The 12,139-nt window shown below is 61.5% G+C and carries 10 protein-coding genes; 1 reads left to right on the top strand and 9 read right to left on the bottom strand.

Features of this window, described 5'->3' with window-relative positions; all coding sequences use genetic code 11:
- The first annotated feature begins 75 nt into the window (after positions 1–75).
- Positions 76–954 (top strand): aldose 1-epimerase family protein, encoded by an 879-nt coding sequence (locus MITSMUL_RS04555; RefSeq protein WP_005840345.1) that lies wholly within the window; start codon positions 76–78, stop codon positions 952–954.
- A 556-nt stretch (positions 955–1,510) separates the two neighbouring features.
- Here the strand turns inward: MITSMUL_RS04555 and hemL are convergent.
- The 9 genes from hemL to MITSMUL_RS04510 all read right to left on the bottom strand — a co-directional run bounded on the left by hemL (position 1,511) and on the right by MITSMUL_RS04510 (position 12,115).
- Complete coding sequence (gene hemL / locus MITSMUL_RS04550) at positions 1,511–2,830, bottom strand: glutamate-1-semialdehyde 2,1-aminomutase (protein WP_005840343.1); 1,320 nt, start codon at positions 2,828–2,830, stop codon at positions 1,511–1,513.
- Between the two features lie 2 nt (positions 2,831–2,832).
- Positions 2,833–3,813 (bottom strand): porphobilinogen synthase, encoded by a 981-nt coding sequence (gene hemB / locus MITSMUL_RS04545; protein WP_040635471.1) that lies wholly within the window; start codon positions 3,811–3,813, stop codon positions 2,833–2,835.
- An 81-nt stretch (positions 3,814–3,894) separates the two neighbouring features.
- Positions 3,895–5,421 carry a uroporphyrinogen-III C-methyltransferase gene (cobA, locus tag MITSMUL_RS04540; protein ID WP_005840340.1) on the bottom strand — a complete coding sequence of 509 codons (1,527 nt, stop codon included), beginning with the start codon at positions 5,419–5,421 and terminating at the stop codon, positions 3,895–3,897.
- Positions 5,422–5,476: 55 nt separating this feature from the next.
- On the bottom strand, positions 5,477–6,424 hold the full coding sequence (gene hemC / locus MITSMUL_RS04535; protein WP_005840338.1) for a hydroxymethylbilane synthase: 948 nt from the start codon (positions 6,422–6,424) through the stop codon (positions 5,477–5,479).
- Positions 6,384–7,703, bottom strand: a complete 1,320-nt coding sequence (hemA, locus tag MITSMUL_RS04530) for a glutamyl-tRNA reductase (RefSeq protein ID WP_040635470.1) — start codon at positions 7,701–7,703, stop codon at positions 6,384–6,386. The genes hemC and hemA overlap by 41 nt, the downstream gene beginning before the upstream one ends.
- A complete protein-coding gene (locus MITSMUL_RS04525; protein ID WP_211205210.1) occupies positions 7,672–8,325 on the bottom strand; it encodes a precorrin-2 dehydrogenase/sirohydrochlorin ferrochelatase family protein in 654 nt (217 codons plus the stop codon). Before MITSMUL_RS04525 ends, hemA begins: the two co-directional genes overlap by 32 nt.
- 173 nt (positions 8,326–8,498) lie before the next feature.
- The gene (locus MITSMUL_RS04520) at positions 8,499–9,791 is read right to left on the bottom strand and encodes a type II secretion system protein GspD (protein WP_005840334.1); all 1,293 of its coding nucleotides are present in this window, start codon (positions 9,789–9,791) and stop codon (positions 8,499–8,501) included.
- Between the two features lie 76 nt (positions 9,792–9,867).
- Entirely contained in the window at positions 9,868–10,512 is a 645-nt protein-coding gene (locus MITSMUL_RS04515; RefSeq protein WP_005840333.1) for a hypothetical protein, read from the bottom strand.
- Between the two features lie 139 nt (positions 10,513–10,651).
- Positions 10,652–12,115, bottom strand: coding sequence for a glucose-6-phosphate isomerase (locus MITSMUL_RS04510; protein WP_005840332.1), 1,464 nt, complete (start codon positions 12,113–12,115; stop codon positions 10,652–10,654).
- Between the last annotated feature and the right edge of the window lie 24 nt (positions 12,116–12,139).

Genomic DNA, 12,139 nt, shown 5'->3' with positions numbered 1-12,139 from the left:
GCAGGAATGGACTGACCTTAACGCGAATGAGAAAGAGACCGATAATTTTCCAGAAAATAGAAATGAGGGACTCAAATGCTTTACACTATCGAGAACGACAAGCTCTGCGTGCAGGTGCGCGACCACGGCGCAGAGCTGCGCTCCATCAAGGAGCGCGAGGATGAGACGGAATACCTCTGGAACGGCGACCCGACCTGGTGGCGCTACAGCTCCCCGGTGCTGTTCCCGATCGTCGGCAAGCTCAAAGACAACAAGTACCGCGTCAACGGCAAGACGTACGAGCTGCCGAGCCACGGCCTCGGACGCATCTCGGATTTCCAGCTCGTCGAGAAAGAGGCGGACCGCATCGCCTTTTCGCTGCGCTGGACGGAGGAATCGCTCAAGCGCTATCCCTGGAAGTTTGAGCTGCAGGTGGCCTATGAACTCCACGGCAAACAGGTCAAGGTCATCTGGACGGTGCGCAACCACGACGACCACGAGATGATCTACTCCATCGGCGCGCACGGCGCCTACCGCTGCCCAATCGTGCACGGGGAGGAATTCTCCGATTGCTACCTCGAATTCAACCATGAGGAAGATGCACCGAACATGCCGCTCAACAAAGAAGGTCAGTACCTGCGCACACATGGCACGAAACCGCTCAAAGGCACGAGGCTGCCGCTCTGCTACGAGGAATTCAAGGACGACGTGCTCGCCTACCACAATCTCAAATCGGACAAGGTCACGCTGCGCTCGACGAAGAGCAGCAAATCGCTCTCCGTCATCGCTAAGGACTTCCCCTACTGGGGCTTCTGGACCCCGGGCCAGGGCGGCGCCCCGTTCATCTGCCTCGAACCATGGCACGGCCACGCCGACTACGAGGACTTCGACGGCGACTTCGCCGACCGTGAAGGCAGCGAACACCTCGCCGCCGGCGAAGAAGCGGTGTTCAGCTATACGATTGAGATAGGATAAATTTAGCAAGAACCGCCGGGGAGGGATGACAACACTGCGCTAGGATGCAGCAGTGGCGGCAGGGCAGCAGGGCCCAACACTCCGCTGTACCCGACTGCTGAATCTTTTTTTACCCCTAAAATATATCCTGCCAAAAGAGCTAAACGCGCTCCGCTTGAACGACGCTCTTTTGTCAGGGTCCTGGTCGGGTAAAAAAAGATTCCTGACGCAGTCGGGCAACGCTCCGCTTATGGGCCCTGCCACCCTGCCGCCAAGTCATGATTGACCACTGAGGCCGCACAAATCCCACAAAAAAACGCTGGCAAAATCTGTCAGCGTTTTTGTATGCATGAAAACGAGCGATGCTATAGCCAGAGGGACGGGGCTGGCCAGAAGCGGAGCGTTGAGGCCCTGCGTGAAGAACCGATTTTTTGCCATCCCGCCCTTGCCAAAGAGCGTCGTTCAAGCAACGCGCGTTTAGCTCTTTGGCAAGGTTGATTCTGAGGCAAAAAATCGGTTTAGCAGGGGCTCATCGCGCAGTGTTGGCCAGCCCCGTCCCGTCGGCTTTGCAAGAAAATCAGCGGCGGCTCTCTGCCACTGCCTTGAAGGCCTTGCCCGCAGCCTCGATCGTGCGGTCGATGTCTTCGTCACTGTGTGCGCCGGACATGAAGAGCGTCTCGAACTGCGACGGGGCGAGGTAGATGCCCTGCTCGAGCATGCTCTTGAACCAGACCTTGAAGGCCTCTTGGTCCGATGCGCACGAGTCATCGTAATTGTAGACCTCATGCTCGTTGAAGAAGATGCCGAACATCGAGCCTGCCTGATGCGCCTGGATCGTGACGCCGGCTTCCTTCGCCTTTTCGAGCCAGCCGAGCAGCAGTTTCTTCGTCTTGAGCGTCAGCATGCGGCTGTAGTCCGCTTCGCCCGGCTCCGGCTCTGCCGTGATGAGCTTGAGCGTCTCGATGCCAGCCGTCATCGCGAGCGGGTTGCCCGAGAGCGTGCCCGCCTGATAGACCGGGCCTGCCGGCGAGACCTTCATCATGATGTCGCGGCGTCCGCCGTAAGCAGCGACCGGCAGGCCGCCACCGATGATCTTGCCGAGACACGTGAGGTCCGGCGTGATGCCGTAGGCTGCCTGTGCGCCGCCGAGCGAGGCGCGGAAGCCGCACATGACCTCATCGAAGATCAGGATCGTGCCGTGCGCCTGCGTGAGCTCGCGGATCTTGCGCAGATAGCCCTGCTTCGGCGGCACGCAGCCCATGTTGCCCGCGACCGGCTCGATGATGACCGCCGCGATCTCGTCGCCCATCTCGTCCATGACCTTCGTGATGGCTTCGACGTCATTGTAGGGTACCGAGATCGTGTCCGCCGCCGTGCCCTTCGTGACGCCCGGCGAGCTCGGCACGCCGAACGTCGCCATGCCCGAGCCGGCGTTGACGAGCAGGCTGTCGCTGTGGCCGTGATAGCAGCCGATGAACTTGACGATCTTATCGCGCCCCGTGTAACCGCGGGCCAGGCGCAGCGCGCTCATCGTCGCTTCCGTGCCCGAGTTGACCATGCGGATGACCTCGATCGACGGGTAGACCTTCATGACGAGCTTCGCGAGCTCCGACTCGAGAAGCGTCGGCGCGCCATAGCTCGTGCCGCGCGTCACCGCCTCCTGCAGCGCCTTGACGACGTTCGGATGCGCGTGACCGACGACCATCGGGCCCCACGAGCCCACGTAGTCGATGTACTCATTGCCGTCGATGTCGAAGATGCGGTCGCCCTTCGCCTTCGCGATAAACGGCGGGTTGCAGTCGACATTGGCGTACGAGCGGACCGGGCTGTTGACGCCGCCCGGCATGAGCGTCTTGGCTTCATTGAAAGCCGCCAGAGATTTTTCGAGATTCAGCATATTTATTCCTCTTCCTTAAGCCATCTTGCCGCATCCATCGCGTGGTACGTGATGATGATGTCCGCACCGGCGCGCTTCATGCTCGTCAGCGTCTCGAGCACGATGCGCTTCTCGTCGATCCAGCCGTTTGCCGCGGCGGCCTTGACCATCGCGTACTCGCCGCTAACATTGTAGACAGCGACTGGATGATGGATGTGGTCGCGGACCTGGCGCACGACGTCGAGGTAAGCGAGCGCTGGCTTGACCATGATGATGTCCGCGCCTTCCATGACATCGAGGTCGACTTCCTTGAGCGCCTCGCGCGCGTTGGCCGGGTCCATCTGGTACTGGCGGCGGTCGCCGAACTGCGGCGCGCTGTCGGCCGCATCGCGGAACGGACCGTAGTAGCCCGAAGCGTACTTGACGGCGTAGCTCATGATGGAGACGTTCTGGAAGCCGTGCTCGTCGAGCGCCTCGCGGATGGCGGCGACGCGGCCGTCCATCATGTCAGACGGCGCGATGATGTCGGCACCGGCCTCAGCCTGCGAGACGGCGACCTTCTGCAGGAGCTTGAGCGTCTTGTCATTGTCGACGTAATGGCCTTCGAGATGGCCGCAGTGGCCATGCGTCGTGTACTGGCAGAGGCAGACGTCGCCGACGATCATGAGCTCTGGCACGGTAGCCTTGATGGCCTTGATGGCGCGCTGCACCGGGCTCGTCGGATCCCAGGCCGAAGAGCCATCCGCATCCTTGTACTCCGGCAGACCGAAGACCTCGACAGCGGGGATGCCGAGCGCGGCGATCTCCTTGGCGAGCTCGACGGCGTTGTCGACCGAGAGGTGGTAGCAGTTCGGCATGCTCGGGATCTCTTCCTTGACATGCTCACCCGGGACGACGAAGATCGGATAGACGAAGTCCTTTGCGGAAAGGGTCGTCTCCCGGACCATGGCGCGCATGGCCGGCGTGATGCGCATGCGGCGCGGACGAAGCTTCTGGTTATACATAACAACAACATCTCCTAAATACATAGATGTCTGGCAGATACCTGCCATGGCAATCGCAAAACAGAATGAAGTGCTTCTCTCTCAGGCGAGGCTTTCGCGCATGGCCTCGACGAGGCCCTCGATGGTGTAGCGCGAGGCCACGATAGTGGGCTCGATGCCGTGCTTGCGGGCTGTCTCGGCCGTCACGGGGCCGATGCAGGCCGTCTTGACGCCCTTGAGAGGCTCGATGCCGCCGAGCAGCTTGACAAGATTCACGACGGTCGAGGAGCTCGTGAACGTCACGAAGTCAATCGCACCGTTCTCGAGCTCTTCGCGAAGAGCTGCCCGCTCCTCCTCACTCGTCTCTGCCATGACCGTCTGATAGACCGGCACGACATCGACTTCGGCGCCCTGCTCGCGCAGCTTCTCGGGCAGGATCTCGCGCGCAACAGCGGCGCGCGGCAAGAGGATTTTCGCATGCGGCGGCAGCTTGCCCTTGAGCGATTCTAAGATGCCCTCAGCGCGGAACTCCTGCGGCACGACATCGGCGCAGATGCCGTATGATTGGAGCTTCTTTGCTGTCGTCTGGCCGATGGCCGCGACCTTCGCATAGCCGAGCGCGCGGACATCTTTGCCTGCGGCAAAGAGCCGCTGCATGAAGCGCTCGACACCGTTCGTGCTCGTGAAGATCAGCCACTGATACGAGTCGAGCTTCGCGATGGCCGCATCGACGGCCGCATAGCCGTCATCGGGCACGGCAATCGCGATGGCTGGCTTCTCGATGACGCGGGCGCCGAGCTCTTCGAGGCAGGCCGTGAGCTTCGAGGCCTGGCTGCGCGCGCGCGTGACGAGCACCGTCTTGCCGAAGAACGGCTTCTGGCTCAGCTTGTCGAACCACTGCAGCTTGCCGCGCAGTTTGACGACCTCACCGACGATGAAGATGGCCGGGGGCTTCAGTCCCGTCCGCTGGACATCTTCGGCGGCCTTGCCGACCGTCGTCATGAGGACCTCCTGCTCCGGCTTCGTGCCCCAGCGGATGACGGCGGCCGGCGTATCAGCCGGACGGCCATTCGCGATGAGCTCCGCCGTGATGTGCGGCAGATTGGCCACGCCCATGAGGAAGACGAGCGTGTCGACGCCCGTCGCGAGCTTGTCCCAACGGATGTTGCTCTTGCCCTTTGTCGGGTCTTCATGGCCCGTGACGACGGCGAACGACGTCGCGATGCCGCGGTGCGTGACAGGGATGCCGGCATAGGCCGGCACCGAGATGGCCGACGTGATGCCCGGCACGACCTCGAACGGCAGGCCGTTCTCCTCGAGCAGCAGCCCCTCCTCGCCGCCGCGGCCGAAGACAAACGGGTCGCCGCCCTTGAGGCGCACGACCGTCTTGCCCTCTTTTGCCTTGTCGACGAGCAGCTGGTTGATGTCCGGCTGCTTCATCGTGTGGTGGCTCGAGGCCTTGCCGACGTAGATGAACTCCGCATCGCGCGGCGCCCAGCCGAGGATGCGGTCATCCGCGAGGCGGTCGTAGACGACGACCTCGGCCTTCTTCAGGCAGTCCACTGCCTTGAGGCTGATGAGGCGGTAGTCCCCAGGACCCGCCCCGACCAGATATACCATACCTGCCATAATAAAACTCTCCTCTTATCAAATGATTGGACTATCGTCAGTGCACCGGGCTCCGTCACGCCTTGCGGTCGAGCAGCAGCCCGATCTCGTGCAGGATTGCGATGCCGCCCATCGCGAGCAGCTTGTCGGCAAGCGCCGTGCCGAGCGACTCGGCCTCTGCTGCGCTGCCCACAGCAGCATCGCGGTAGAGCCGCGCGCCGTCGAGCGAGGCGATGACCGCCTCGACGTGCAGGCGGCCCTCTGCCTCTGGCACGGCATAGACACCGACCGGTACCTGGCAGCCGCCCTCGACGCGGGCCAGGAAGGCGCGCTCCGCCCTCGCACAGGCCACGGTCGCCTCGTCGTTGAGGAAGGCGATGAGATTGCGGACCTCACGGTCATTCTCGCGCGTCTCGATGGCCAGTGCCCCCTGTCCGACGGCGGGCAGCACCATCTCGCGCGGCAGCACCTCTGTGATGCGGTCAGCAAAGCCGAGGCGCTTGAGGCCGGCCACGGCCAGGATGATGGCATCGAAGTGCTCGCGCTCGAGCTTCTCGAGCCGCGTGTTGACATTGCCGCGCAGGTCCGAGATCTGCAGGTCCGGACGCGCGTGCAGCAGCTGTGCCTTGCGGCGCAGGCTCGACGTGCCGACCTTCGCGCCCTGCGGCAGATTTTCAAGTGTTCTGTACTTCGGGCTCACGACGGCGTCGCCCGGGTCAAAGCGCTCTGTGATGGCGGAAATGACGAGTCCTTCCGGCACCTCCGTCGGCATGTCCTTGAGGCTGTGCACCGCGATGTCGATGCCGCCTGCGAGCATATCCTGCTCGAGCTCCTTCGTGAAGAGCCCCTTGCCGCCGATCTTGGCGAGCGGCGCGTCGAGGATCTTGTCGCCCTTCGTCGTCATGAGCTTTTTCTCGACGCGCAGCTCTGGATAGCGCTTCCTAAGGCAATCCGCTACATAGTCCGCCTGCCAGAGTGCGAGCTTACTGCTTCGCGTCCCGATAACGATTGTGTCGTTCTTCACTCGTCGCCGCCTCCCCTATGGTGTCCAGTTTGAACAAGGCCCGCATGGCCTCGATGTAGAATGCTTCCTGCGGCGTGCCGGCGGAAGCGTTGAGCTTCATCATCGGCATGCGCAGGATCTTGCGCACGATCATGCGCGTCATGTGCTCGATCTGCCGGCGCTCCGACTTCGTGAGGTCCGGCAGCTTCGACGAGGCGCGGCGTATCTCGCGCAGGCGGATGCGCTCGCAGCGCTCCGAGAGCAGCGCCATCAGCGGGCGGAAAGAGAGGTACTGGAACTTGTCCTCGATGGACTTCACTTCCTCCTCCACGATTGCACGCGCGAGCTTCGCCTCCTGCTGCCGTTCCTCCTTGTGTTCGTCGACGACAGCCTCCAAGGCATCGATGTTGTAGAGCGTCACGCCCTTGATGTTCTCGACCTCCGGGTCGACGTCGCGCGGCACGGCGATGTCGATGAAAAAAAGCGGCCTGCCCTTGCGCTTCGTCATGAGCTGGCGCGTCTCCCAGGGCTTGACGACGTAGTGCGGCGCACCCGTCGACGTCACGATGACATCGACATCCACCGCCTGCTTCAGCGCGCCCTCGAACGGGACGGCCTCGCCGCCGAACTCCGCGGCCAGCTGCTCTGCCTTCTCGATGTGGCGGTTGGCCACGTAGATCTTGCGCACGCCGTGCGCGACGAGGTGCTGCGCCGTGAGCTCGGCCATCTTGCCCGCGCCGAAGATCAGCGCATTCGAAGCGGAAAGCGAGCCGAGCTTTTCCTGCGCGAGCTCGACTGCCGCATAGCTTACCGAAACCGAGTTGTAGGCGATGCGCGTCTCCGTGCGCACGCGCTTGCCCGTCGCAATGGCGCGGTGGAAGAGCGTGTTAAGCACCGTGCTCGTCGTGCCCGCCTCGCGCGCGATCGCATACGCCTCCTTGACCTGCGAGAGGATCTGCCCTTCGCCGAGCACGAGCGAATCGAGGCTCGAGGCCACGTTGAAGAGGTGGCGGATGCATTCCTCGTCGACGAACGAGTAGAGGTAAGCGTCGATATCCTCATCGTTGCCCGTCAGGTCGAACAGGAACTGCTTGAGCGTCGCGATGTCTTCCTTCGCATCGTCGACGACGGCGTACATCTCGCTGCGGTTGCAGGTCGAGAGCACGACGGCCTCCGATATTCCCTCGTATTCATTGAGATTTTCCAGGCCATCGCGGACGGACTGCCGGGAAATCGAGAAGTGCTCGCGCACCTCCACCGGTGCCGTCTTATGATTTAGGCCTAAAATCAATAATTGCATGTCGAATCATTACCTCCGCCCGGTTCAAACGACCGGCCTTGACTAACTCCATGATATCCCGCGACAGTGCCATGCGCCAGAACGCCTGCCGGTCATCGCTCGTCGGCAGCTTCTCCTTCATCTCCTGGCGGATGGCAGAAAGCCTCTCAATCCAGAGCCCGAAGGCCGGCGGGAAGGCCTGCTCGAGCTGCTCTCGCAAGCTCCGCGAGAAAGCGGGACTCAGGCCGCCCGTGCCGATGGTCAGCAGGAAGCGGTCGCGCCGGATGCTTGCCGGCACGAAGAAATCCGAGAGCCCCGGCTCGTCGGCCACGTTGACGAGCGCGTGTGCTGCACGCGCCTCCTCGGCCGCCATGCGGTTGACCTTGCGATTGTCTGCGGTGCAGAAGACGAGGAACGGGCGCACGCGCTGCAGGAAGCCCGCCTCATACGGCTGGGCCAGCCAGAAGAAGCAGCCCGTCGAGGCCTCCTGATAGAGGAGATTCGTCAGCGTCGGCGCGATGACGATGAGATGTGCGCCCGCCTGCAGCAGCACGTGTGCCTTGCGCTCCGCGACGCGTCCACCGCCTATGACCACGCAGACGCGTCCCGCAATCTCCATATGGATTGGATACTGCACGCTCATCCCCCCGCCTATAACCTGAACATTCATCAATTACGAATCTCATTCACTTATTGTAATCACCTTCTTATTATAACGGATGTTTATGCAAAAGAAAAGAAGCTCTGTCCAAAAGTCCGCATGACTTTTCGCAAAGCTTCTGATTTCGTCTTTCTTGCACGTCTTTCTGTATCGCCTCAGGTCGCGCCCGCGTCGGGGATGACATGGGCCGTCAGGAAGATCATGATCTCGGATTCGGAGCGGCTCTGGCGCACGCTGCGGAAAAAGCTGCCGAGGATGGGCAGGTCGCCGAGGAACGGGATCTTCGAGAGCGTGCGCGACTCATCGCTGCCGATGAGTCCGCCGATGACCATCGTCTCGCCGTCGCGCAGGCTGACCGTCGTGTCGGCGCTGCGGTTCTGGAAGCGGTAGGCCTTGATGTCCTCGACGTAGAGCGGCGAGCTGACCTCCGTGTGCACCGTCGCCGTGATGCGGCCGTCCTCGTGGATGCGCGGCGTGCAGCGCAGGATGATTCCGGCTTGCCGGTAGGTGTAGGTCGTCGTCGTCGTGTTGTTCGTCACAGACTGCGTCGGCACGGGCACCTCGCCGCCGATGTTGATGAGCGCCTCCCTGCCCTGCACTGTCGTGATGTTCGGCCGCGCGAGCATCTTGGCCTTGCCTTGCGTCACGAGTGCCTGGATTGTCGCGCTGTAGTAGAACTCGAATGGCACGCCCTCCGGACCGCGGCCAAACTGGATGATGCCCGGCACCGTGCCGTCCTGCGTATGGCGCTTGATCTCCTTCTCCTGCACTTCGTTGGCCGAGCCCTTGTGGCGGTACGTCGTCTCAAAATCCGGGTACTGCGGCAAAGAAGACCACTGCCACTCAACGCCGAGCTTCTTCGATGCATCCTTAGAGAGGGCCAGGACCTTTGCCTCGAGCGAGACCTGGCGCGGCTTGCGGTCGAGCTGCTGTACGACCTTCGCGACGTTGGCCGCCTCGGCTGCCGTGCCATAGAACAGCACGGAGTTCGTCGCACTGTCGACGAGGACGCGGCGCGCTGTGCCAGTCTCCTGCCCATCCGCAGTCTTATCCCCTGCAACACTCTTCAGGGACAGTTCAGCCGCGTGCGCAAGATCTGCTGGATCCGCGTGACGCACGGGATAGACATGCACGCTCCGCAGCGCATCCGCCCGCGGCATCGTCGTCACGAGATACGTCGAGCCCTCCTTGATAAGCACGAGCCCTTTCGATGCAGCGATCATGCGCAGGAGCTTCGCTGGCTCCTCCGTCGCATGTAGCGTCACCGTCCCCGCAACGCTGTCGTCGAGCACGATGTTCTCGTGTGCAGTCCGCGCCAGCGACAGCAGCACCGAGCGCACATCGCCTTCGACGACCTGCATCTCAATCGGCGCTGCCTCCGCCCAGCTGCTGCCCAGCAGCAGAGCACCGAGCAGGATGGCCTGCCATCCTCGTTTCCAACTGTTCATCGCCTGGCCTCCTTCTCCCCATCTACCTCTTTTCTACTTCTTTTCTCTCTCGAACTATGCGTTTGATCTATGCGGCTCAGCTGAACGAGGCCATCGTCAGCCATATCTCGCCCTCAGGTCCGCGCAGCCGCACGCCCGTCCTGCCGATCTCGACGACCTCATAGGCGAGGAAGCGCTCGCCGACCGCAAGCGATTGGCTCGTCCTGCCGTCCGACAGGATGACGAGCGGCTCCACGCCGCCCTGCACGATGCCGCGCAGGGCCAGTACGGCCTTCGCACCATCTGTCCCTGCCTGTACGGACTGCGCAGCAGGCGTTGTCACACGTCCTGCTTCAGCGGCAGTACCCGCCTCTTGCGGCAGCGGTGCGACCTGCTGCCGCGCTGCTTCTTGTTTCTTGGATGGAGCAGCCTTCCCCTGCAGCGCCTCATTCTTTGTCGGCTCAGCTACAGCTTCACCGCGCTTCTCATGTGCGGGCGAGAACGGATTGCGCAGGTCCTCGATGGCCACCTGGCTCTCCATGCCGCGTATCTTCTCGTAGCGCGCAGCCATCTGCTTCTTGGCCGCCTGATCAGGCGATCTGCCATCCGACGCACCCTGCTCCATCTGCACGGGCTGCTGGTCCATGCCGTCCGCATCCCCCTGCCAGAACAGGAAGAGCGCGAGCAGGACTGTCATCACAGCACCAGTGACGATATGCTTCGGCTCGACGTGCATCGTCATCCTCCCCTCTTTGTATTTTATATTTTCATTATTCTGACTTCAACTGTAATGAAGAAAGGCTCTGCCAAACGGACAGAGCCTTTCCTGTGCCTTTGACTGCGTCTGTGTCTGCCACAGATAAGCCTCGGGTATATCTTGTTTATTTTGCAGCCTTTGCAGCCTTGAGTGCCTGGAGTTTCGGTCCCATGATGCGCTTGTAGGACTCGACGCCCGGCTGGTTGAAGGCATCGACATCAGCGAGTTCGCCCTCGTAGGCAACGCTCATGGCGAGCATGTAGAGGAGTTCACCAAGGTGGTAAGCATTGAGCTCCGGCAGCGAGAAGCATGCGTTGTAGCGCTTGTTCGATGCGAGCGCATCGGCGTTCGACTGGCGGGCGACCTCGAGGGCCTCGCTCATCGTGACGCCGGAGATGTCAGCCAGCTTCTTGGCCTCCGGGAAGACATTCGGGATCTCGAGGTCGTTTGCCCAGTTCTCAATCTTGACGAACTGTACGACCTTGTTGAGCTTGCCTTCCTGATGCTGCTGCGTCTGGGAGTGCATGTCCGTCGTGCCGACAGCGACGAGCGGCGTGCGGCCGTAGCAGACTTCCTTGCCCTCTTTGTTGAACTGCTTGCCGAGGGATTCTGCGAGCAACTGGATGTACCACTCGGAGACGGACTTGAGGTAATCGCCATACGGCATCATGACCTCGATGTCGCGGCCGTGCTTCTCCGAAGCAGCGAACTTCAGCGCTGCGTTGAGCATGGCCGGGTTCTGCCAGATATCGTCGTTCTGGCAGGCCTTGTCCATGTCCTTGGCACCGTCGAGGAAGCTCTTGATGTCAAAGCCGATGCAGGCAGCCAGCGAGAGGCCGACTTCACAGAAGATGGAGAAACGTCCGCCGACACCGTCCGGTACAGCGTACTGCGGCCAGCCCTTCTCGATAGCCAGCTTCTTGAGGAGTGTCTGGTTCTCCATGTTCGGGTCCGTGACCGCGACGACTTCGACGTCGATGCCCGGGAACTTCTGCAGGGCGTCGTAGACGACCATGAAGTTCGACATCGTGTCGAGCGTGCCACCAGACTTCGAGATGACGAGCAGCAGGACCTTGAGATTGCGCTTCTCATGATACTGGAGGATCTTGGACTCGTTCTCGAGGTGATGGATGAGGTCGCCCGTGCTGCGCGGGTCGATGTTGTTGCCGCTGAAGTAGACCTTCGGGAAGCCATTGCGCTCTTCCTTCGGAAGCTCATTCCAGTAAGCGCCGCACTGCACGTCGAAGAGGACTTTATCGCCGAGGTACGAGCCGCCGATACCCATCGAGACGACGACATCGACGTTGTCCTTGACGTGATCCGTCAGCTCCTGCAGGTGCTTTAAAGAGTTCGGGCTGTTCAGATGGCCTTCCTCGACATACGGCAGCTGGGAGAACAGGACTTTTTCCGGTTCGCCATCCTTCGAGAGATGCGCGCGGATGAAGCCCGTCTCGCGCATGACCTTCATCGCCTCATGTGCTTTCTTGAGGTCTTCTTCGTAGGATTTGAGGTCCGCTTCCGTGACTTTGCCTTCACCGTAAAGATTGTCGTAGTCGAACGTAAAACCGGATTTCAGTTTTAAACTCATGTTCTAACACTCCTCTTCTTGTTC

Origin of the sequence: Mitsuokella multacida DSM 20544, from assembly GCF_000155955.1 — a bacterium.
Classification (GTDB): domain Bacteria; phylum Bacillota; class Negativicutes; order Selenomonadales; family Selenomonadaceae; genus Mitsuokella; species Mitsuokella multacida.
The sequence above is the reverse complement of the archived record's forward strand: the minus strand, read 5'-3'. Positions and strand labels throughout refer to the sequence as shown.